General features: G+C 69.2%; 19 protein-coding genes and 2 riboswitches. Of the genes, 5 read left to right on the forward strand and 14 right to left on the reverse strand.

From position 1 onward, the window contains the following. Position 1 precedes the first annotated feature (1 nt). From QTI17_RS09200 to QTI17_RS09250, 11 genes are all read right to left on the reverse strand, one after another. Positions 2-1,279, reverse strand: coding sequence for an RNA polymerase sigma factor (locus tag QTI17_RS09200; RefSeq protein WP_286532538.1), 1,278 nt, complete (start codon positions 1,277-1,279; stop codon positions 2-4). 11 nt (positions 1,280-1,290) lie between these two features. Continuing rightward, entirely contained in the window at positions 1,291-1,722 is a 432-nt protein-coding gene (locus QTI17_RS09205) for a YciI family protein (RefSeq protein ID WP_286524597.1), read from the reverse strand. Between the two features lie 22 nt (positions 1,723-1,744). After that, a complete protein-coding gene (locus QTI17_RS09210) occupies positions 1,745-2,167 on the reverse strand; it encodes a YciI family protein (protein ID WP_286532539.1) in 423 nt (140 codons plus the stop codon). Between the two features lie 116 nt (positions 2,168-2,283). After that, positions 2,284-5,193, reverse strand: a complete 2,910-nt coding sequence (gene gcvP / locus QTI17_RS09215; protein ID WP_286532542.1) for an aminomethyl-transferring glycine dehydrogenase — start codon at positions 5,191-5,193, stop codon at positions 2,284-2,286. A gap of 27 nt (positions 5,194-5,220) precedes the next feature. Continuing rightward, a complete protein-coding gene (gcvH, locus tag QTI17_RS09220) occupies positions 5,221-5,598 on the reverse strand; it encodes a glycine cleavage system protein GcvH (protein ID WP_286524594.1) in 378 nt (125 codons plus the stop codon). Between the two features lie 63 nt (positions 5,599-5,661). Beyond that, entirely contained in the window at positions 5,662-6,822 is a 1,161-nt protein-coding gene (gcvT, locus tag QTI17_RS09225) for a glycine cleavage system aminomethyltransferase GcvT (protein ID WP_286532544.1), read from the reverse strand. A 49-nt stretch (positions 6,823-6,871) separates the two neighbouring features. Beyond that, positions 6,872-6,987: riboswitch (glycine riboswitch) on the reverse strand. Positions 6,988-6,997: 10 nt separating this feature from the next. Continuing rightward, positions 6,998-7,100: riboswitch (glycine riboswitch) on the reverse strand. A 30-nt stretch (positions 7,101-7,130) separates the two neighbouring features. Further along, the gene (locus QTI17_RS09230) at positions 7,131-7,631 is read right to left on the reverse strand and encodes a hypothetical protein (protein ID WP_286532546.1); all 501 of its coding nucleotides are present in this window, start codon (positions 7,629-7,631) and stop codon (positions 7,131-7,133) included. An 82-nt stretch (positions 7,632-7,713) separates the two neighbouring features. After that, positions 7,714-8,991 (reverse strand): TRAP transporter large permease, encoded by a 1,278-nt coding sequence (locus tag QTI17_RS09235; protein WP_286532548.1) that lies wholly within the window; start codon positions 8,989-8,991, stop codon positions 7,714-7,716. Next, complete coding sequence (locus tag QTI17_RS09240; RefSeq protein WP_286532550.1) at positions 8,988-9,482, reverse strand: TRAP transporter small permease; 495 nt, start codon at positions 9,480-9,482, stop codon at positions 8,988-8,990. The genes QTI17_RS09235 and QTI17_RS09240 overlap by 4 nt, the downstream gene beginning before the upstream one ends. Positions 9,483-9,572: 90 nt before the next feature. After that, the gene (locus tag QTI17_RS09245; RefSeq protein WP_286532552.1) at positions 9,573-10,544 is read right to left on the reverse strand and encodes a TRAP transporter substrate-binding protein; all 972 of its coding nucleotides are present in this window, start codon (positions 10,542-10,544) and stop codon (positions 9,573-9,575) included. A gap of 109 nt (positions 10,545-10,653) precedes the next feature. After that, entirely contained in the window at positions 10,654-12,192 is a 1,539-nt protein-coding gene (locus tag QTI17_RS09250) for an ABC transporter permease/substrate-binding protein (protein WP_286532554.1), read from the reverse strand. Positions 12,193-12,314: 122 nt separating this feature from the next. On the opposite strand from QTI17_RS09250, the gene QTI17_RS09255 reads away from it, so the two are divergent. After that, entirely contained in the window at positions 12,315-13,109 is a 795-nt protein-coding gene (locus QTI17_RS09255) for an alpha/beta fold hydrolase (RefSeq protein WP_286532556.1), read from the forward strand. A 15-nt stretch (positions 13,110-13,124) separates the two neighbouring features. Next, positions 13,125-14,219 carry an ROK family protein gene (locus QTI17_RS09260; RefSeq protein WP_286532558.1) on the forward strand — a complete coding sequence of 365 codons (1,095 nt, stop codon included), beginning with the start codon at positions 13,125-13,127 and terminating at the stop codon, positions 14,217-14,219. Here the strand turns inward: QTI17_RS09260 and QTI17_RS09265 are convergent. The 3 genes from QTI17_RS09265 to QTI17_RS09275 are packed head-to-tail and all read right to left on the reverse strand — an operon-like array spanning position 14,197 to position 17,420. Next, on the reverse strand, positions 14,197-15,579 hold the full coding sequence (locus QTI17_RS09265; protein ID WP_286532560.1) for a phospholipase D-like domain-containing protein: 1,383 nt from the start codon (positions 15,577-15,579) through the stop codon (positions 14,197-14,199). The two genes, QTI17_RS09260 and QTI17_RS09265, sit on opposite strands and share 23 nt — an antisense overlap. Next, complete coding sequence (locus QTI17_RS09270; RefSeq protein WP_286532562.1) at positions 15,576-16,244, reverse strand: glutathione S-transferase family protein; 669 nt, start codon at positions 16,242-16,244, stop codon at positions 15,576-15,578. The genes QTI17_RS09265 and QTI17_RS09270 overlap by 4 nt, the downstream gene beginning before the upstream one ends. 57 nt (positions 16,245-16,301) lie before the next feature. After that, positions 16,302-17,420 (reverse strand): 5-methyltetrahydropteroyltriglutamate--homocysteine S-methyltransferase, encoded by a 1,119-nt coding sequence (locus QTI17_RS09275; RefSeq protein ID WP_286532564.1) that lies wholly within the window; start codon positions 17,418-17,420, stop codon positions 16,302-16,304. Between the two features lie 146 nt (positions 17,421-17,566). Between QTI17_RS09275 and QTI17_RS09280 the strand changes: the two genes are divergently transcribed. The 3 genes from QTI17_RS09280 (at position 17,567) to QTI17_RS09290 (ending at position 20,767) form a co-directional block, all read left to right on the forward strand. Beyond that, positions 17,567-18,670 carry an aromatic ring-hydroxylating dioxygenase subunit alpha gene (locus QTI17_RS09280; protein WP_286532567.1) on the forward strand — a complete coding sequence of 368 codons (1,104 nt, stop codon included), beginning with the start codon at positions 17,567-17,569 and terminating at the stop codon, positions 18,668-18,670. Next, positions 18,667-19,425, forward strand: a complete 759-nt coding sequence (locus QTI17_RS09285; RefSeq protein ID WP_286532569.1) for a GntR family transcriptional regulator — start codon at positions 18,667-18,669, stop codon at positions 19,423-19,425. Before QTI17_RS09280 ends, QTI17_RS09285 begins: the two co-directional genes overlap by 4 nt. 331 nt (positions 19,426-19,756) lie before the next feature. Beyond that, positions 19,757-20,767, forward strand: coding sequence for a PDR/VanB family oxidoreductase (locus QTI17_RS09290; RefSeq protein ID WP_286532571.1), 1,011 nt, complete (start codon positions 19,757-19,759; stop codon positions 20,765-20,767). Positions 20,768-20,901 lie beyond the last annotated feature (134 nt).

Raw genomic sequence — 20,901 nt, forward strand, 5'->3', positions numbered from 1 at the left:
GTCAGCCGTCCGCGGCGCTCCGCGCGCGCGCCAGCAGCAGCTTGCGCTCGCGCGCGTTGCGCGTGAGTTCAGCGGCCCGCTTGAATTCCTCGCAGGCCTCGGCATGCCGTCCCAGCCTGGCCAGCAGGTCGCCGCGCACGCTCGGCAGCAGGTGGTAGCCCTGCAGCTGCGGCGCCGATCGCAGCGCGTCGACGTGCTCGAGCCCGACCGCCGGGCCGAAGGCCATCGACAGCGCGACTGCCCGGTTCAGTTCGACGATCGGCGACGGCGCGAGCTGGGCCAATGCCTCGTAGAGCGCCGCGATGCGAGGCCAATCGGTCTGCGCTGCCTCCTGCGCGCGAGCGTGGCAGGCGGCGATGGCGGCCTGCAGGGCGTAGGGGCCGAGCGCGCCGCCGAGCTGCTCCGCCCGTGCCAGCGCCGCCAGTCCGCGACCGATCAGCAGCCGATCCCAGCGGGCGCGGTTCTGCGCCAGCAGCAGCACCGGTTCGCCATCGGCATCGACCCGCGCGGCGGCCCGCGAGGCCTGGATCTCCATCAGCGCGACCAGGCCATGCACCTCCGGCGCGTCGGGCATCAGTTCGGCCAGGATGCGCCCCAGGCGCAAGGCTTCGTCGCACAGCGCGGGCCGCATCCAGTCCTCGCCGGCGGTGGCTGCGTAGCCTTCGTTGAACACCAGGTAGATGACTTCGAGCACCGAGGACAGGCGGGCGCCGAGCTCTGGCCCGCGCGGCGCCTCGAAGGGCACGCGGGCGGCGGCCAGCGTCCGCTTGGCGCGCACGATGCGCTGTGCGATCGTGGATTCGGGCACCAGGAAGGAGCGCGCGATCTCGTCGGTGGTGAGCCCGCCCAGCAGGCGCAGGGTCAGGGCGACCCGGGCTTCCGGCGACAGCACCGGATGGCAGGCCGTGAACACCAGCCGCAGCAGGTCGTCGCCGACCTGGTCGTCGAGGGCGGCGTCGACCGCGTCGGCGAAGTCCGCGGCGGCGATGGCGTGCCTGGCATCGATCTCGCGGGCGATCTCGCCTTCCTTGTGGGCGTGCAGCGTGCGCTTGCGCAGGAGGTCGATCGCGCGGTGCTTGGCGGCCGCCGTCAGCCAGGCGGCGGGATTCTCGGGGATGCCTTCGCGCGGCCATTGCTCGAGGGCCGCGAGCAGCGCGTCCTGCGCCAGTTCCTCGGCCAGGCCGACGTCGCGCACCCGGCGCGCCAGCGCGCCGATGATGCGGGCCGACTCGATGCGCCAGACGGCGTTGATCGTGCGGTGCGTCTCGGTCGCGTCCATGCGCCGTCGTCTCAATCGCGGGCCGCGGCGCGTTCGCGCAGATGCGCTTCCTGCTCGCGGATCTCGGGCGCGAACTCGGCACCGAAGTCTTCCGCCTCGTAGACCTGGCGCAGCTCCAGCGCGACCTTGCCGTGGCCGTCGATCGGCGGCCAGCGCTTGACCCATTCGAGCGCTTCCTCGCGCGATCCGACCTGGATCAGGGTGAAGCCGGCAACCAGTTCCTTGGTCTCGGCGAAGGGCCCGTCGACCACCGTCGGCTTGCCGCCTGCGAACTGGATGCGGGCGCCGCCGCTGGCACTGGGCTTGAGGCCCATGCCGTCGAGCATCACGCCGGCATCGATCATCGCCTTGTTGTAGGCCATCATGTCGCTGACCAGTTGTGCGGTCGGCATGGCGCCGGCCTCGGTCTCGGCGTCGGCCTTGCGGATGATCATGAACTTCATGGTCGTGCCTCCATCGGTGCGTTCAAGGCCGCTTCGAGCGGGCCGCGTCGAACACCCGCTTTTCCTGCTCGCGCAGCTCGGGCGTGAGCGCGGCGCCGAAATCGTCCATCTCGAACACCTGGCGCAGCTCGAGTTCGACGCCATCGTCGAAGGGAGCGCGGCGCAGCCATTCGAGTGCTTCCTCTTTCGATCGCACCTGCCAGAGCCAGAAGCCGGCGATCAGCTCCTTGGTCTCGCTGAAGGGGCCGTCGATGACGGTGCGCTCCTTGCCGGTGAAGCGCATGCGCGCGCCCTTCGAGCTCGGGTGCAGGCCTTCGCCGGCGAGCAGCACGCCGGCCTTGACCAGCGCCTCGTTGTAGTTGCCCATGTCGGTCAGCAGCTGCTGGCTCGGCATCACGCCGGCTTCGGATTCCTTGCTGGCCTTGACGATCACCATGAATCGCATGTCCTTGCTCCTTCGGTTGCGAGGCCGGCGGGCTGCCGGGCTCTCCAGGACGTCGAAGCAGCGGAGGCGAAATCGACAGCCCGCAGGCCGTCGATTGAAAAAATATGTATCTCGCCTCAGCCGTTGGCGTAGGCGTCCACCGGCACGCAGCTGCAGAACAGGTTGCGATCGCCGTAGACGTTGTCGACCCGCCCGATCGGCGGCCAGTACTTGGTCTGCCGGAGGCTGGCCAGCGGGAAGGCGCCGAGCTCCCGCGAGTAGGGGCGCGTCCATTCGCTGCCGAGCAGGCTGGCCGCGGTGTGCGGCGCGTTGCGCAGCGGGTTGTCCTCCTTCGGCCAGATGCCTTCCTCGATGCGGCGGATCTCGCCCCGGATCGCGATCATGGCGTCGATGAAGCGGTCGAGCTCGGCCAGCGGTTCGCTTTCGGTCGGCTCGACCATCAGCGTGCCGGGCACCGGGAAGCTCAAGGTCGGCGCATGGAAGCCGTAGTCGATCAGCCGCTTGGCGACATCCTCGGCGCTGACGCCGCTGGCGTCCTTGAGCGGACGCAGGTCGAGGATGCACTCGTGCGCCACGTGGCCATTGGGGCTCGCGTAGAGGGTCGGGAAGTGGTCCTTGAGCCGGGCGCTGATGTAGTTGGCGCTCAGGATCGCGGTCTCGGTCGCGGCCTGCAGGCCCTTGGCGCCCATCATGCGGCAATACATCCAGCTGATCGGCAGCACCGCGGCATTGCCCAGCGGCGCCGCCGACACCGCGCCGACCGCGCCGTTGGACGCCAGTCCGCCGGTCGCATGGCCGGGCAGGTAGGGCACCAGGTCCTCGACCACGCAGACCGGGCCGACACCCGGCCCGCCGCCGCCGTGCGGGATGCAGAAGGTCTTGTGCAGGTTCAGGTGGCTCACGTCGCCGCCGAACTCGCCCGGCGCCGCCACGCCGACCAGCGCATTCATGTTGGCGCCGTCGACATAGACCCGGCCGCCGTGCGCGTGCACGATCTCGCAGAGCTCCTTGACGCGGGTCTCGAAGACGCCGTGGGTGCTGGGGTAGGTGATCATCACGGCGGCCAGCGTGTCGCGATGCTGCTCGCAGGCGCGCGCCAGGTCGTCGATGTCGACATTGCCTTCGGCGTCGCAGCCGGTCACCACCACCTTCATGCCCACCATGTGGGCGCTGGCCGGATTGGTGCCGTGGGCGGAAGACGGGATCAGGCAGACGTTGCGGTGCGCTTCGCCCCGGGCCTCGTGGAAGGCCTTGATCGCGAGCAGGCCCGCGTACTCGCCCTGCGATCCGGCGTTGGGCTGCAGGCTGATGCCCGCATAGCCGGTCGCCTCGCAAAGCCAGGCGCGCAGCTGGGCATCGAGCTGCGCATAGCCCAGCAGCTGGTCGGCCGGCGCGAACGGATGGATGTTCGCGAACTCGGGCCAGGTGATCGGGATCATCTCGCTGGTCGCGTTGAGCTTCATGGTGCAGCTGCCGAGCGGGATCATGCTGCGGTCGAGCGCCAGGTCCTTGTCGCTCAGGCTGCGGATGTAGCGCAGCATCGCGGTCTCGCTCTTGTGGGTGTTGAACACCGGATGCGCCAGGAAGCCGCTCGTGCGGCGCAGGCCCTCGGGAATGCGGATGCTCACCGTGGCGGCGATGGCATCGAAGTCGGGTCCGCGCGTGCCTTCGGTCGCGAACAGGCCCCACAGCATCTCGACGTCGGCGCGCGTGGTGGTCTCGTCGAGCGACAGGCCCAGATGCTGCTGCAGGCGACAGCGCAGGTTGACGCCCGCCGCTTCGGCGCGTTCGTGGATGGCCTGGGTGTCCTCGCCGGTGCGGATGGTGAGCGAATCGAAGGCGGTGTCGTTGACCAGTTCGCGGCCCATCTGCTCCAGGCCCTGTGCGAGCACCGCCGTCAGCAGGCTCACCCGCTGCGCGATGCGGCGCAGCCCTTCGGGTCCGTGGTAGACCGCGTACATGCTGGCGACCACCGCCGGCAGCACCTGCGCGGTGCAGATGTTCGAGGTCGCCTTCTCGCGCCGGATGTGCTGCTCGCGCGTCTGCAGCGCGAGCCGATAGGCCGGCTGGCCGTGGGCGTCGACGCTGACGCCGACCAGCCGGCCGGGCAGCGAGCGCTTGAACTCGTCGCGGCAGGCCAGGTAGGCCGCATGCGGGCCGCCGTTGCACATCGGCATGCCGAAGCGCTGGGTGGTGCCGCAGACGATGTCGGCGTCCCACTCGCCGGGCGGCGCCAGCAGGGTCAGGGCCAGCAGGTCGGCGGCGACGCAGAAGGCCGCCTGGCACTGGTGGGCGTGGCCTGCCAGCGGACGCAGGTCGTGCACGTGGCCGGTGGTGGAAGGGTATTGCGCCAGGGCGCCGAAGAAGCCGCCGCTGGCCATCAGCAGCGGCAGCGGCTCGGTGGCGGTGCTGACCTTGACCACGATGCCGAGCGGCGCTGCCCGGGTGCGCAGCACCTCGATGGTCTGAGGATGGCAGTCGCCCGAGACCAGGAACACGTTGCTCTTGCTCTTGACGCTGCGCCGCGCCAGCGTCATCGCCTCGGCCGCGGCGGTGGCCTCGTCGAGCATCGAGGCGTTGGCGATCGCCATGCCCGTCAGGTCGCAGACCATGGTCTGGAAATTGACCAGCGCCTCCATGCGGCCCTGCGAGATCTCGGCCTGGTAGGGCGTGTAGGCGGTGTACCAGGCGGGGTTCTCGAGTACGTTGCGCAGGATCACGCCCGGCGTGTGGGTGCCGTAGTAGCCCTGGCCGATGAAGCTCTTCGCCACCTTGTTCTTCGCCGCGATCGCCTTGAGTTCGGCCAGCGCGTCGGCCTCGGTGATCGGCGCCGGCAGCCGCATCGGCCGGCTGCGGCGGATCGCCGGGGGCACGATGCCGTCGATCAGTTCGGCGCGCGTGGTCGAACCGATGGCCGCGAGCATCGCCGGCTCGTCTTCGGCCTCGATGCCGATGTGGCGGGCGATGAATTCTTCGGCGTTCTGCAGTTCGCGCAGCGAGGGATGGGAAGGCACGGGCGTCGGCATGGAGGGCTCGGGTGGTGGGCGTGGGAATCAGTTGTCGGCGGAGAACTTCTCGTAGGCGGTTTCATCGAGCAGCGGCTCGAGCTGGGCCGGCTCGCTCACCCGCACCTTGAAGAACCAGCCTCCGTCCATCGGCGCACTGTTGGCCAGCGAGGGATCGGCGCGCAGGTCTTCGTTGACTTCGATGATTTCGCCGGAGACCGGCATGAAGACGTCGGCCGCGGCCTTGACCGATTCGACGACACCCGCGACCTCGCCCTGGGCAAATTTCTTGCCGACTTCGGGCAGGTCGACGAAGACCACGTCGCCGAGCGCGTCCTGTGCATGCACCGTGATGCCGACGGTGACCAGTGCCGCGTCGGCTTCCTGCCGCACCCACTCGTGGTCCTTGGTGTATTTGATGGTCATGGGGAAAACTCCTTGGAAAAAAGGCTGGCTTGGAGAAATCGGAGAATTTGGAGAAGAGGGGCGTCAGCCGCGGTAGTACCGGGCCGGCACGAAGGGCAGCGTGCTGACTTCCATCGGCACCGGCTTGCCCCGCACCATGGCCTGCAGCCGGGTGCCCGGTTCGGCATAGGCCAGCGCGACGTAGCCCATGGCGACCGGCCGGTCGACGCTGGGGCCCAGCAGGCCGCTGGTGACCTGGCCGATGGGCAGGCCCTCGAAGGATTCCAGCACCGTGCCCTCGCGCACCGGCACGCGCTCCAGCGCGACCAGGCCGACGCGCTGGCGCTTCAGCGTCTCGTGGTCGAGGTGGCCGGCGGTGCCGCTGGCGGCAGTCAGCTGGGCCAGCACCCTGGCCGCGCCCGGAAAACCGCCTTCGCGTGCACCGCCGCTGCGCCGGACCTTCTGGATCGCCCAGCTCAGCGCCGCTTCGACCGGTGTCGTGTTTTCGTCGATGTCGTTGCCGTAGAGGCAGAGGCCGGCCTCGAGCCGCAGCGAATTGCGGGCTCCCAGGCCGATCGGCTGGACCTCGGGCTGGGCCAGCAGCAGCCGGGCCAGCGCTTCGGCGTCCTGGGCCGTGACCGAGATCTCGAAGCCATCTTCGCCGGTGTAGCCGCTGCGCGTGGCGAAGGCCTCGATGCCGCCGATCCGGACCGGGCCGCCGGTCATGAAGACGAAGCGCTCGATGCCCGGCGACAGGCGCGCCAGCACGGCCGCGGCCTGCGGACCCTGGAGCGCGAGCAGCGCGTGGTCGGGCATCGGCTGCACCTGGCAGCGCTGGCCGATCCGGGCCTGGATGTGGGCGATGTCGGCGGCCTTGCAGGCGCCGTTGACGATCACGAACAGCGAGTCGTTGCCTTCGTTGAAGAACATCAGGTCGTCGAGGATGCCGCCCTGGTCGTTCAGCAGCAGGCCGTAGCGCTGCTTGCCCGGCGCCAGGCCGATCACGTCGACCGGCATCAGGCTCTCGAAGGCGGCGGCCGCATCGGGCCCCACCAGGCGCAACTGGCCCATGTGGGAGATGTCGAACAGGCCGGCGGCTGCGCGGGTGTGCTTGTGCTCGGCCATCAGACCGGCGGGGTATTGCACCGGCATGGTGTAGCCCGCGAAGGGCACCATGCGGGCGCCGAGCTCCAGGTGCAGGCCGTGGAGCGGGGTCTTCAGCAGTACGTCGGATGCGGCGGCCAAGGGCGGTTCTCCAAAGGGGCAGTGCTTGTTCCATGACGAGAAGCCATGGGCCACCCCTGCTGTCCGCTTTACCTGAGAGATTCGCCCCACGATCGGGGTTTGCTCCTTCGGTGGGCGGCACGGCACGCCTGGCGTGCCGAACCACCTCTCTCCAGCAAGGAAACGCCCGGACCCGGGCGCCTTGTCAGTCCTTTTGCCTGAGCGTTCGGGCCCTTGTTTGGGGGGACCTGCGCCTTCGGCGGCCCCACCGCGGCGGGACGCTCTCCTGACCGGGGAAGTGTAAGGGAATCGGGAGCCGGCCGGCGACTTCAGTGCACCGGCGATGCCGGAAGCAGTTTCTCGATGCGCTCGCGGATCGCCTCCGCGCGCGGGGCGCCCGCCGCCTGCTCGATCTCGCCGAGCATCGCGCGGGCGGTGACCAGCATCGAATCGCGGTCGCGCGCCTCGCGCAGCGCTTCGCGGAAGCGCTCGGCCAGCACCGGGTCGCGGCGCACGAACATGCGCTCGCAGAGGTCGAACAGGAACATGCGGGTGGTGGCCAGCGAGGGCTTGCCGTCGAAGATGTCGGCCGCGACCGGCGCCGCTTCGATCACTTCGACCGCTTCGACCTGGCGCCCCTGCAGGAAGCCCTCCTGCAGCAGGTGGCGCGCCACCCGGCCGGCTTCCTCGCGGCCGCCGAACAGGGCGCCGAAATCGGTCAGCGAGCGCTGGCCGTCGGCCATCAGCAGCAGGGCGCGCTCGCGCTGCCCCAGCGTGCGGCGGCCGGGCAGGAGTTCGTGGCGCGCCTTGTCGGTCTTGGTGAGGAACATGGGATGCTGCGGCGTTGCGGTGGGCAAGCGCCGCAGCATGGGCCCTGCGCGTGACGGCTTCGTGAAACCGCCCGCGCCGGCGCTACTTGGCGTAGACCAGGTCGCGCAATCCGAGCGAGATGCCGGGCACGTACGTGACCACCATCAGGCAGGCCAGGATCACCAGCACGAAGGGGATCAGGTAGGGAACGATCCGGTCCAGCGAGATGCGCGCCACCGTGCAGGCCGCGAACAGGTTGACGCCGAAGGGCGGGGTGATCATGCCCAGTGCCAGGTTGACCACCATCACCAGCCCGAAGTGCACCGGATCGATGCCGAAGTGCTGCGCCACCGGCGCCAGGATCGGCGCCAGCACGATGATCGCCGCGCTGGTCTCGATGAACATGCCGATCACGAACAGCGCCGCATTGACGCCGAGCAGGAACATCGCTGGCGACTGCAGCACCTCCTGCAGCCAGCGGCCGATCGCGTCGGGCACGCCGGCACGCGTGATCAGGAAGGCGAACAGGCCGGCGTTGGCGATGATGAACATGATCACCGACGAGGACACCACCGACTTGCGCAGCACCGCATAGAGCTCGGCCGGCCGGATCTCGCGATAGATCAGCGTGCCGACGATCAGCGCGTAGAGCACCGCCACCGCCGACGCCTCGGTGGGCGTGAAGATGCCGCCGTAGATGCCGCCGAGGATGATCACCGGCATCAGCAAGGCCCAGCCCGCACGCCAGGTGGCGGTGCCGACGCTGAGCCGGCCTTCGCCATCGTTCTTGCCCAGCCCCTTGAACTTGCAATAGACATAGACGAAGGCCATCAGCGCCAGGCTGATCAGGATGCCCGGGCCGAAACCGGCGATGAACAGCTCGCCGATCGAGACCTCGGCGCTGACGCCGTACAGGATCATCGGGATCGAGGGCGGGATGATCACGCCGAGCTCGGCGCTGGTGGCCTGCAGCGCGGCCGCGTAGCCGACCGGGTAGCCGTGCTTGATGAGCGCCGGGATCAGGATCGCGCCGATGGCGAAGGTGGTCGCCACCGAGGAGCCCGACACCGCGGCGAAGATCATGCAGGTCAGCACGCAGGTCATCGGCAGGCCGCCCTGCACCCCACCCACGAGGCTCTTGGCGAAGTCGACCAGCCGGCGCGAGATGCCGCCGGTTTCCATCAGGTTGCCGGCCAGGATGAAGAAGGGGATGGCGGCGAGGGGAAACTTGTTGATCGCGTTGAACATCTCCTTGACGGAGATCAGCATGTTCGCGTTGGAGGCCTGGATGCCGAGGATCGAAGCCAGCCCGATCGAGACGGCGACGGAGATGGTGAGTGCGAAGCACACCACCATCGTGATGACCATCACCGGCGTCATTGGGCGGTTTCCAGTTCGTTGCGCTGCGGGTCGATCAGGTTGGCGACGATGCCGATCACGCAGAACAGGCCGCCCACGGGGAGCGCCACGTAGGCCCAGAACATCGAGATCGATTCGAGGCCGGCCATCGACTGCACGCTGCCGCGCTGCGCGTAGTCCCAGCCCCACCAGATGATCACCGCGATCAGGGTCAGCGCGGCCAGGCACACCACCCAGTCGAGCACCCGACGGACCTTCGGCGGGCTCCAGCGGTAGAGCACGTCGACGCTGACCATCGCCCCCTGGCGGAAGGCGGTCGGGATGCCCATGAAGACCATCCAGATCAGACTGATGCGGATCAGGATCTCGGACCATTCGGCCGGTTGTTCGAGCACGAAGCGGGTGACGATCTGGAACACGCCGAGCGAGGAGGCGACCACCAGCATGAAGCAGGCGATCGCCATCGCCAGGCCGGTGGTCCAGCGGTCGAGTGCGAGGAAGGCGGATTTCATAGGGGCATCAGGGAATCGAACGAAAAAGCGCCCGCCAGTGAGACTGAGCGGGCGCGCGCTGCCGCGAGCATGTCGCGGCCGCGGATGGCATTACTTGACGTCGCGGATCTTGTCGAGGTTGGCCTTGCCGAACTGCTTCTCGAAGTCGGCGTTGACCGGCGCCAGCGCGGCGACGAACTTGGCCTTGTCGACGTTGTCGATCACGGTCATGCCCTTGGCGCGCAGGTCGGCCACGCCCTTGGCGTCGTCCTCGTCGACACGGGCCCGGTTGGCCTTGATGGCTTCCTTGGCGGCGTCCAGGAAGGCCTGCTTGTCGGCGGCGCTCAGCTTGTCGAAGGCGGCCTTGTTCATCACGAAGATGCAGGGCGAGTAGACGTGGCCGGTCAAGGTGAGGTGCTTCTGCACCTGGTCGAACTTGGCCGAGATGATGACCGGCAGCGGGTTTTCCTGGCCATCGACCGTGCCTTGCTGGAGCGCGGTGAAGACCTCGGGGAAGGCCATCGGCGTGGTGATGATGCCGAAGCCCTTGTAGGCCGCGATGTGCACCGGGTTCTCCATGGTGCGCATCTTCAGGCCCTTCAGGTCTTCGGGCGCCTTGACGTCGCGCTTGCTGTTGGTCATGTGGCGGAAGCCGTTCTCGCCCCAGCCCAGCGCCTTGAAGCCCTTGGCGTCGAACTTGCCCAGCATCTCCTGGCCGATCGGGCCGTCGAGCACGGCGCGCGCATGCGCCTTGTCGCGGAACAGGAAGGGGACGTCGAGGATCTTGGTCTCGGGCACGAAGTTGGGCACCGGGCCGGTCGACGAGAAGGCGAGTTCCTGGGTGCCCAGCTGCACCGCCTCGATCGATTCGCGTTCGCCGCCGAGCGAGCCGTTGTAGAAGGTCTCGACCTTGTAGCGGCCGTTGGTGCGCGCGGCGACTTCCTTTGCGAAGGTGTCGATGGCGACGCCCTGGTGCGAGTTCTGCGAGGTCGAGATGCTGATCTTCATCGTCGTCTGCGCAAGGGCCGCGCTCGCGATGCCAAAGCCGAGGATCAGGCCTGCGGCCAGTTGGCTCAATTTCATGGGGAAGTCTCCTGAGTGGGAAGGTGTGCGGGCTCGCCCGCGAAGCAACCCTCGACTATGCGGCAAATACCGGACTCGCGACGTCGGGACTTTCACGGACATCACATGTTCAGGGCGCCCGCGCCGCGCGGCGGCGCCGCATGAAATGTTCGAGCGCCTCGAACAAGGCCTCGCTCAGAAGCGCCAGCGCAGCGGCGGGCACCGCGCCCGCGACCAGCAGTTCGCGGTCGTTCAGCGCGAGACCGGTCACGATGCGTTCGCCGAAGCCGCCGGCACCGATGAAGGCGGCGATGGTGGCGGTGCCGATCGCGATGGTGGTCGCGGTGCGCACGCCGGCCAGCAAGGTCGGCATGGCCAGCGGCAGCAGCACCGCGCGCAGGTTCTGGCCGCCGGTCATGCCGAGCGCGGTGCCGGCGTCGCGCAGGCCGGTGGGCACCTCGGCCAGGCCGGTCACGGTGTTGCGCATGATCGGCAGCAGCGAATAGAGCGTCAGCGCGATCAGCGCCGGCAAGGTGCCGATCGCGCCGAGCAGAGAGATCAGCACGGCCAGCAGCGCCAGCGAGGGAATGGTCTGCAGCAGCCCGGTCAGGCCCAGGACCAGCGCGCGCAATCGCAGGTGGCCGAACACCGCGACCCCGACCGGCACCGCGATCAGGATCGCGACACCGACCGAGATCGCGACCAGCATCAGGTGCTGGCGCGCGAGCCGGCCGAGGTCGGGCCCGAACAGCTTGGCCATGAAGCCGCGGGCGCCTTCGCCGCTTCTCGGCGCAGCCCCCGCACCCGGTTGCGCCGCGGCCAGGAAATCGCGTGCGATGACGTCGAAGGCCACGCCCTGCAGCTCGGCGCGCGCGTTCATCGCGATCATGGCGTGCTCGTCGATCCGGCCCTCCAGCTGTTGCAGCGCCGCCCAGGCCGCCGGCAGCCGCGCCGGCAGGTCGAGGCGGTACAGCAGCACGGCGTCGTAGCGGGGAAAGTAGTGCCGGTCGTCCTCGAGCACGCGCAGGCCGAGGTGGTCGATCTTGGCGTCGGTGGTGTAGATGTCGATGACGTCGATCTGCTTGGCGGCGATCGCTTCATAGGCGAGGCCGTGGTCGAGTCCGGTCGGCGCCTGAGTGAAGCCATAGCGGGCCGCCAGGCCCTGCCAGCCGTCCGCGCGGCCGATGAATTCGTTCGAAAGGCCGAAGCGCAGTTCGCGCCGGCCGGCCAGGTCGCTCAGGGTGCGGATGCCGAGCCGCTCGGCGTCGGCGGCCCGCATCGCGAGCGCATAGCCGTCGTTGAAACCGAGCGGCACCGCCGCGCCGAGCCCGAGCGGGCGCAGCGCGGCGTTCATGGCCTCGCGCGACATCGAGGCCTGGCCCTTGAGGATCTCGAGCGCGATGGTGCCGGTGTATTCGGCGTAGACATCGATGCCGCCGGATCTCAGCGCCTCGTAGACGATCGCCGTGTTGCCCAGCCCTTGCCGCACCACCGGGGCGACGGCGGTATGCGGCGCCGCGGTCTGCGCCAGCACCTCGGCCAGGATGTAGGACTCGGTGAAGCGTTTGGAGCCTGCGCGCAGCGGTTGCTCCTGGGCCGCGGCCAGGGCGGTGCCGAGTAGGAAGATGAAAGCCAGGGCGGCGAGCCCGGTGCGGCGCAGCAGTTGCATCGCGGCCAGTGTATCGGCGCCGGCACCCGCGCGCCGCCCTGGTGTCGACGGTTGGGGTCCTTCTCCTACAGCCGATGGTGCGCGCCTCTGATTCGAGCACGCGCATCCGGCCAGAATAGTGAGTGGTGCTCATCAACTATGTCCGTCGCGGCCAGGGAAAGCCTTTGTTGCTCGTGCACGGGCTGGGCAGCAACTGGCGGACCTGGCAGACCATCCTCGACCCCCTGGCCGCCGAGCGCGCGGTGGTGGCGATCGACCTGCCCGGCTTCGGCAAGAGCCCGCCGCTCGAAGGCGAGGTCACGTTGCGCAAGCTGGCGAGTGCGGTGGCCCGCTTCCTGGACGAACACGATCTGTGCGGTGCCGACGCGGTCGGCAGCTCGATGGGTGCGCGCCTGGTGCTCGAGCTGGCGCGCCGCGGCCAGGTGCTCGGCACCGTCGTGTCGCTGGGACCGGGCGGCTTCTGGGCCGGCCGTGAGCACCTGGCCTATCAAATCTCGGTCTGCCTGTCGATGCGGCTGGCGCGCGGCTTCGAATCCGCCATGCCCGCCCTGGTCGGCCATGCGTGGGCGCGCACCCTGCTGCTGGCGCGGTTCTCGGCGCAGCGCCACCGGCTGTCGCCGGCGCTGGTGCTGGAGGAGATGCACGGCTACGCCGCGGCGAAATCCTTCCAGCTCATGCTGGACGATTTCGTTCGCGGATCGCCGCCGCTGGAAGGCGCGGCCCTCGGCACGCTCGCCAAGCCCGTCGTGATCGGCTGGGGCCGGCTCGACAAGGTGTGCCTCCCGCGACAGGCGGCGCGCGCGCAGGCGCAGTTCCCCGACGCCCGGCTGCACTGGTTCGAGCGCTGCGGCCACTATCCGCACTGGGACCAGCCCGAAGAAACCACCCGCCTGATCCTCGACACCACCGCTGATTGAAATGCACCTGCCGCAATGAAGAAACACCACCCGCACGACCACCCGCACGGCGCCCGCGAACTCCCTTCGGTCATGGTCGACGGCTACAGCCTGCAGCTGCGCGGCAAGGATGGCTTCATCGGCGACCAGGCCAGCCAGACCGCGTTCAGGCAGCTGCTGGAGCGCTGGCGCCAGCGCCGCCGCCGCAAGGGCAATGATCCGCTGGGCGGCATGCATTCGAAGGATCTCAGCAAGCGTGAACTCGACGAGGCTCTGGGAGAGACGAAGACCTCCGAGGCCGCCGACATGCTGCACGGCGCGATCGAGGAATTCGCGGAAGAACTGGCCTGGGTGATCGATCGCTTCATGCGCCAGCCTTCGTGGAAAGGCGTGCAGCGGATCGTGATCGGCGGCGGCTTTCCGGGCAGCGACGTCGGCGAGCGTGCGGTGCTGCAGGCGGCGGCGATCCTGCAGCACATGAAGGTTTCGGTCGAACTGGCGCGGATCTGCCACGAGCCCGACGACGGCGGCCTGCTGGGCTGGGTTCACCTTTTGCCGCCGCCGATGCGGAAGGGGCACGATGCCATCGTCGCGCTCGACATCGGCGGCACCAACGTGCGCTGCGGCATCGTCAAGCTGCGCAAGAAGCGGGCGCCGGACCTGTCGAAGGCCAAGGTGGTGCGGCGCGAGAAATGGCGGCATGCGGACGACGGTCCGAGCCGCAAGGTGCTGATCGACCGGCTGGCGGAGATGGTCGAGTCGCAGATCCGCTACAGCAAGAAGCAGGGGATCCGGCTGGCGCCTTTCATCGGCATCGCCTGTCCGGGATTGATCCGGAAGGACGGCTCGATCTCGCGCGGCGCACAGAACCTGCCGGGCGATTGGGAGAGCGACAACTTCCACCTGCCGAGCGAACTCGTCAAGCGGCTGCCGCAAATCGCCGGCGAGCCGACCGTGGCGCTGATGCACAACGACGCCGTGGTGCAGGGTCTGAGCGAATTGCCGTTCATGCAGGACGTGAAGCACTGGGCGGTGCTGACCATCGGCACCGGGCTGGGCAATGCCAGCTACACCAACAAGACCGGGCCTGGCAAGAAAGACAAGAAGGCTAAAGCTGGAAAGCGATCGTGAGCAGCAGCCCTTCGGCCACGTCGCGGACGAGGCCCGGCCTGCGCGCCCGGTAGGTCTCGCCGGCTGAGGCCGTGGTCTCGATCCATTGCGCCAGCCAGTCGACCTCGGCACGGCCGTAGAACACCACCGCCGCCTCGTGGTTGAGCAGCAGGCTGCGCAGGTCGAGGTTGATCGAACCGCACAGCGCCAGGTCCTCGTCCATGACCACCGCCTTGGCATGCGCCATGAAGGGGAGCATCTTGAACATCACGCCGGCGCGGGCCAGGTCGCGCATGGTGCGGGCGCGCACGAAGTCGGCGAGGCGGTGGTTCGACCGGGCCGGGATCGCGATCGTGACCTGTACGCCGCGCCGGGCGGCGAGCCGCAGCGCATCGCGCAGCCCGTCGCCGGGGACGAAGTAGGGCGTCACCGCGAGCAGCCGGTGCTCGGCGCGGAAACAGGCGTCGATCAGCAGTGCCTGCGCCGTGTCCTCGGTCTGGTCGGGGCCGCTGGGCAGGAACTGCGCCGGGCCGCCGTGGTCCTGCGGGCCCGCATCGGCCGCGATGGGGCGCGACTGGCGTCCGCGCACCGATGTCCAGTCGTGGTCGAACTGGCGCGCCGCCGCGGCCGCCGCGTCGCCGCGCAGGTCGAAGGACAGGTCGCGCCAGGCCACTGGATGGGCGTCGTTGCCGGTGAAGTATTCGCCCGCCAGGTTGCGGCCGCCGGACCAGAGCCAGTGGTCGTCGGCGATCGTGAGCTTGCGATGGTTGCGGAGGTTGCGCGGGCCGCTGCGCCGCAGGCTGAAGATCGGCCGGAACACCGCGACCTCGGCGCCGGCATCGCGCAGCGAATCGAAATGCGTGCGCGGCAGCGACAGGGCGCCGAAGCCGTCGAGCAGCACCCGCACCTTGACCCCGCCGCGGGCCCGGCGCGACAGGCGGTTGATCACCTCGTGGCCGAGCGCGTCGTCGCCGATGATGAAGGTCGAGACGTCGAGCGAATGGCGGGCGCTTTCGATCACCTCGAACAGCGCGTCGCGCGCGCCCGCGCCGTCGGAATGCAGCCGCGTGTCGCAGCGGCTCGGCGCCGCGAGGCCGAAGCTCTCGACCAGCTCGGCGGCCCAGTGTCCCGCCGGCGCCGAGCGCGGCGGCCGGGGAAGGCCCACCGGCCGGAGCTTGCGCTGGCCGAACACCAGGTACATCGGCAGGATCACATAGGGCAGCAGCGCCAGGCCCATGACCCAGGCGATGGCGGTGGTGGGCGCGCGCTGCTCGCGTCGCGCCCGGGTCGTCAGCACGTAGACCAGCAGGGCGAAGGTGACGACCAGCAGATGCTGCGACGGCGAGGGCAGCCAGTCGAGCAGGTCGTCGATCTGGTTCACGGGCGGGCCAGCGCCTGCAGGTGCGGTGGCACCGGACGGCCCTCGGAAGCCAGGAACCGCATCATCGCGCCGACCACCTCGCGCACCGGCGGCCGCGCGCCGACGCGTTCGCGCCAGGCCAGCAGGCGCGGCGTGGCCTGCGTCATCGGCGCGCCCTTGCGCTCGGCGAACACCTGCGCCATGTAGAAGGCGATGTCGACGAAGGAGTAGCCGCCCGCAAGGTACTCGCGCGCGGCGAGAAGCGGCTCGAGCCTGGCGTAGAAGGCGGCGCAGCCGGCGCAGGCCGCGACCGCGGCCGGGCTCTGCATGTCGTCCTGCAGCCCGAACAGCTTGATCACGTGCGGGAAGAACACCTCGTCGGATTCGAGCTCGAGCCGGCGCGCGTGGGCTCGGGCCGCCACGTCGCCGGGCCACAGGGCGGGCTCGGGGAAGCGGTCTTCGAGGTACTCGAAGATCTGGGTCGAGTCGAACAGTTCGACCTCGCCGTCGATCAGCACCGGCACCTGCCGTTTCGGATTGACCCGCAGCACCTCCGGGTGCCTGGGCTCGTAGCGGTCGTCGCGGTCGAAGGGCACCATGATGCACTCGAAGGCGAGGCCCTTTTCGAGCGCCGCGATCTGCACCTTGGCGCCGAACATGCTGAGGGGGCCGGAATAGAGCTTCATGGCCCCCGAGCCTACTTCACACCGGCCCGGAGTCCAACCGGGCGGCGTTGCGGCGGGCTACGCGCCCCAGACTTCCTGGGCGGTCTCGACCACCAGCCGCAGCTTGGCGCGCTGCGCCTCGACCGCGATGTTGTTGCCGTGCACCGTGCTGGAGAAGCCGCACTGCGGCGACAGCGCGAGCTGGTCGAGCGACACGTACTTGGCGGCGGCCTCGATGCGGGCCTTGAGTTCGTCCTTGTCTTCCATCTCGCCGAACTTGGTGGTCACCAGGCCCAGCACCACGGTCTTGCCCTTGGGCAGGAAGCGCAGCGGCCGGAAGTCGCCCGAGCGGGCGTCGTCGTATTCGAGGAAGTAGGCGTCGAGGTCCATCTCCTTCAGCAGCGCCTCGGCCACCGGCTCGTAGTTGCCGGCCGCCGCGTGCGTGCTCTTGAAGTTGCCGCGGCACAGGTGCATCGCCAGGATCATGCCCTCGGGCTTCTGCGCCACCACCTTGTTGATGAAGGCGGCGTAGCGGTGCGGCAGCTCGTTCGGGTCGTCGCCGCGCTGGCGCGCCGCTTCGCGCATCTTCTCGTCGCAGAGGTAGGCGAGGTTGGTGTCGTCCATCTGCACGTAGGTGCAGCCGGCGGCCGCGAGCGAGCGCAGCTCGTCGCCATAGGCCTTGGCGACGTCGTCGTAGAACACCGGGTCGAGTTCGGGGTACGCCTCCCGGCTGATGCCGGCGCGCCCGCCGCGGAAGTGCAGCATGGTGGGCGAGGGGATGGTCACCTTGGGCGTGTTGCCCGCCGACACCTGGCTCTTGAGGTACTCGAAGTCGGCCAGCTGGATATTCTTGGCGTGGCGCACCTTGTCGATCACGCGCATCACCGGGGGCGCGAGTTCCTCGGTGCCGTCCGGCTTGCGGATGGTGACCGGGATGTCGGTCTTGACGCCGCCGAGCTGCTCGAGGAAGTCGATGTGGAAGTAGGTGCGGCGGAATTCGCCGTCGGTGATGCTCTTCAGGCCGATGTCTTCCTGGAACTTGACGATCTCGGTGATCGCCTTGTCTTCGACCTTGCGCAGTTGCTCGGGCGTGATCTCGCCCTTGGCTTTCTGCTCGCGGGCTTCGAGCAGGTATTTCGGGCGAAGGAAGCTGCCGACGTGGTCGTAGCGGGCAGGCAGGGAAGCGTGCTGGGACATGGGATGGCTCCGTCGTAACTGGAAAAGAACGGTCGATCGTATCCGCACAGGGAATCCCTGCAATGGATACCGAAAGATCGGTATTTACCCTGGATTTGGCTGAAAACGATGGACTTTAGCGCATCACTGTATACATTGCGTATCCCATGAAAGCCGAAACCCGCCCCTTTCCGCTCGACGCCTGGTACGCCGCCGCCTATGACGTCGAGGTCGCGCATGCGCTGCTGCCGCGCACGATCTGCAACCAGAAGCTGGTGCTCTACCGCCGCACCGACGGGCAGGTCGCGGTGCTCGAAGACGCCTGTTGGCATCGGTTGATGCCGCTGTCGCTCGGGCGGCTCGAGGGCGACGAGGTGGTCTGCGGCTACCACGGCCTGGTCTACAACAGCCAGGGGCGCTGCACCTTCATGCCGAGCCAGGAGACGCTCAATCCCTCGGCCTGCGTGCGGGCCTATCCGGTGGTCGAGAAGCACCGCTTCGTCTGGGTCTGGCCCGGCGACCCGGCCAAGGCCGATCCGGCGCTGGTGCCCGACATGCACTGGAACGACGACCCCGAATGGGCCGGCGACGGCAAGATGATCCGGGTGGCGTGCGACTACCGTCTGGTGGTCGACAACCTCATGGACCTGACCCACGAGACCTTCGTCCACGGCTCGTCGATCGGCAACCGCGCGGTCGCCGAGGCGCCCTTCGTCGCCACCCACGGCGACCGCTCGGCGACGGTGACGCGCTGGATGGAGGGCATCGAGGCGCCGCCGTTCTGGGCCGGCCAGATCCACCACGCACGCGGCTACCGGGGCCCGGTCGACCGCTGGCAGATCATTCGCTTCGAGGGCCCGTGCACGGTCAACATCGACGTCGGCGTGGCCGAGGCGGGCAGCGGAGCGGTGCCGCGCGACGGGCGGCCCGGCGACCGCAGCAAGGGCGTCAACGGCTACGTGCTCAACACCATCACGCCCGAGACCGACAAGAGCTGCCTCTACTTCTGGGCCTTCGCGCGCAACTACTGCATCGGCGAGCAGCGCCTCACGCACCAGTTGCGCGAGGGCGTGGCCGGCATCTTCCGCGAGGACGAGCTGGTGCTCGAGGCCCAGCAGCGGGCGATCGACGATCGGCCGGACTACACCTTCTACAACCTCAACATCGACGCCGGCGCGATGTGGGCGCGGCGCCTGATCGATCAGATGGTGGCGCGCGAGAAGCCGCGCGCGCCGACGATCCCGATCCAGCCGGCGGGGATTTCTGCATGAGCGCTATCGCGACCCCCGAGCCCGTCGAGGCCGGCGGTTCCCACGCGGTCAAGGCCCAGCTGCGCCTGCGCGAGATGATCCTGGCCGGCGAGCTGGCCGGCGGCGCCCGCATCGCCGAGGTGGCGGTGTCGGAGCTGCTGGGCGTCTCGCGCACCCCGGTGCGCAGCGCGCTGATGCGGCTCGAACAGGAAGGGCTGCTCGAAAGCCTGCCCAACGGCGGCTATGCCGTGCGGACCTTCTCGGAGCGCGACGTGGCCGACGCCATCGAGCTGCGCGGCACGCTCGAAGGCCTGTCGGCGCGGCTGGCGGCCGAGCGCGGCGCGCCGCCGGTGGTGCTGCGCGAGGCCAGGGCCTGCCTGCGGCGCATCGACGAGCTGCTGCGCCAGCCGGCGCTCGACGATGCCGCCTTCTCGCGCTACGTCGCCTTCAACGAGGAGTTCCACCGGCTGCTCTCGGAGATGTCGGGCAGCGCGCTGATCGCCAAGCAGATGGAGCGCGTCATCAACCTGCCGTTCGCCTCGCCTTCGGGCTTTGTGGTGGTGCAGGCCAATTCGCCCGCCGCCCGCGACATGCTGCTGATCGCGCAGGACCAGCACGGCCAGGTGCTCGACGCGATCGAGAACCGCGAAGGTTCGCGTGCCGAGGCGCTGATGCGCGAGCACAGCCGGATCGCCCAGCGCAACTTGCGGGAGGCCTTGCACGGTGTCCAGAACCATCCGCTGCCGGGCGTGCAGCTGATACGCCGCAGAGCATGAAGTCATTCGCGATGAAACTGCGCTTGGAGGGGCGGGGGCGGGCTCACGCCGACGGCGTACTCTGCTCCGCGAATGTCCCCCGCCCTTCGGGCTCCTCCTTTATTTCGCTGCGCAGAGCACGCCATCGGCGTGAGCCATCACGGCCGTTGTTCATCGGCTGGAACGACCTCCTGCTACCCGTGCCGAGGGCACCGGGTGGCCCCCGCAGCGAAGTAAAGGAGGAGCCGAAGGCGGGGGACATGAGCGGAGGGGGCCACCCGGTGCCCTCGGTACGCGCCCCCCGAGTTCCGCCCCCCAAGCCCGCAGGCGCATACCGCCATGGACCCCGAAGATGAAAAGCGATATCCACTGGATGCCGGCGCGCATCAGCGCCATCAAGGACCTCAGCCCCACCGTGCGCGAATTCGTGATCACGCCCGAGTCGGGCGAGGTCGCCGGGCACGAGCCCGGTGCCCACCTGCAGGTCCAAGTACTGGTCGGCGCGCCCGGCGCGGGACGCATGCAGAACCGTTCCTACTCGGTGGTCGGCGCGCCCGACGGCCGCAGCTGGCGGATCGCGGTCAAGCGCCTCGATGACGGCCGCGGCGGCTCGCTCGCGATGTGGCGGCTGGCCATCGGCGACCGGCTGCTGGTCAGCGAACCGCAGAGCCACTTCGGCCTCGACCTGACGGCGCCCGGCTACCTGCTGGTGGCGGGCGGGATCGGCATCACGCCGCTGGTCTACATGGCGCAGCGCCTGGCGGCGCTGGCCGAGCGCGGCGGGGTCCCGGTGCGCATGCTCTACGGCGCGCGCAACGAATCCGAGCTGGCCTACCTGCCGGAGCTGCGTGCGGCGCTGGCGCCGCACCCGAGCGCCAGCGTGCAGGCCCACACCGGCGCGGCGCCGATCGACTTCGCCGCCGAGATCGCCGCGCTGCCCGCCGGCGGCCAGCTCTACACCTGCGGACCGGTGCCGATGCTCGAGGCGGTCAAGCGGGCCTGGGCCGCCGCCGGCCGGCCGCAGGCCGACCTGCGCTTCGAGACCTTCGGCAGCAGCGGCCGGCTGCCGACCCAAGCCTTCGAGGTGCGGATTCCGCGCCACGGCCTCGCCATCACGGTGCCAGCAGGCAGCACGCTGCTCGAAGCGCTCGAGGGCGCGGGCGTCCAGACACTCTGGGACTGCCGCCGCGGCGAGTGCGGCCTGTGCGCGATGGACGTGCTGGCGGTCGACGGCGAGATCGACCACCGCGACGTGTTCCTGAGCGAACACGAAAAAGCATCCGGGCGCCGCATCTGCGCCTGCGTCTCGCGCGCGGTCGGCACCATCACGCTCGACTCCGCCTGGCGACCCGACAATCCCTGAGACCCCGCATGCGTTGCGCGATGATCGCGCAGCCGTTTTACTGATCGCGCAGAATTCGCAGCCCGGGCTTGAAGCCTAGGTATTTGCCGGCGTCCGGGCCTGCTTGCATCTGGTCACAATATCCACCGTCACGC

Source organism: Variovorax sp. J31P179 (genome assembly GCF_030316985.1).
GTDB classification, from domain to species: domain Bacteria; phylum Pseudomonadota; class Gammaproteobacteria; order Burkholderiales; family Burkholderiaceae_C; genus Variovorax; species Variovorax ginsengisoli_B.

What these genes read in the sequence shown, in the direction of transcription:
- QTI17_RS09200 (WP_286532538.1), bottom strand. Translation starts at nt 1,279, where the DNA reads ATGGACGCGACCGAGACGCACCGCACGATCAACGCCGTCTGGCGCATC.
- gcvP (WP_286532542.1), bottom strand. Translation starts at nt 5,193, where the DNA reads ATGCCGACGCCCGTGCCTTCCCATCCCTCGCTGCGCGAACTGCAGAAC.
- QTI17_RS09205 (WP_286524597.1), bottom strand. Translation starts at nt 1,722, where the DNA reads ATGAAGTTCATGATCATCCGCAAGGCCGACGCCGAGACCGAGGCCGGC.
- QTI17_RS09275 (WP_286532564.1), bottom strand. Translation starts at nt 17,420, where the DNA reads ATGTCCCAGCACGCTTCCCTGCCTGCCCGCTACGACCACGTCGGCAGC.
- QTI17_RS09240 (WP_286532550.1), bottom strand. Translation starts at nt 9,482, where the DNA reads ATGAAATCCGCCTTCCTCGCACTCGACCGCTGGACCACCGGCCTGGCG.
- QTI17_RS09235 (WP_286532548.1), bottom strand. Translation starts at nt 8,991, where the DNA reads ATGACGCCGGTGATGGTCATCACGATGGTGGTGTGCTTCGCACTCACC.
- QTI17_RS09260 (WP_286532558.1), top strand. Translation starts at nt 13,125, where the DNA reads ATGAAGAAACACCACCCGCACGACCACCCGCACGGCGCCCGCGAACTC.
- QTI17_RS09285 (WP_286532569.1), top strand. Translation starts at nt 18,667, where the DNA reads ATGAGCGCTATCGCGACCCCCGAGCCCGTCGAGGCCGGCGGTTCCCAC.
- QTI17_RS09245 (WP_286532552.1), bottom strand. Translation starts at nt 10,544, where the DNA reads ATGAAATTGAGCCAACTGGCCGCAGGCCTGATCCTCGGCTTTGGCATC.
- QTI17_RS09270 (WP_286532562.1), bottom strand. Translation starts at nt 16,244, where the DNA reads ATGAAGCTCTATTCCGGCCCCCTCAGCATGTTCGGCGCCAAGGTGCAG.
- QTI17_RS09230 (WP_286532546.1), bottom strand. Translation starts at nt 7,631, where the DNA reads ATGTTCCTCACCAAGACCGACAAGGCGCGCCACGAACTCCTGCCCGGC.
- QTI17_RS09290 (WP_286532571.1), top strand. Translation starts at nt 19,757, where the DNA reads ATGAAAAGCGATATCCACTGGATGCCGGCGCGCATCAGCGCCATCAAG.
- gcvH (WP_286524594.1), bottom strand. Translation starts at nt 5,598, where the DNA reads ATGACCATCAAATACACCAAGGACCACGAGTGGGTGCGGCAGGAAGCC.
- QTI17_RS09280 (WP_286532567.1), top strand. Translation starts at nt 17,567, where the DNA reads ATGAAAGCCGAAACCCGCCCCTTTCCGCTCGACGCCTGGTACGCCGCC.
- QTI17_RS09210 (WP_286532539.1), bottom strand. Translation starts at nt 2,167, where the DNA reads ATGCGATTCATGGTGATCGTCAAGGCCAGCAAGGAATCCGAAGCCGGC.
- QTI17_RS09250 (WP_286532554.1), bottom strand. Translation starts at nt 12,192, where the DNA reads ATGCAACTGCTGCGCCGCACCGGGCTCGCCGCCCTGGCTTTCATCTTC.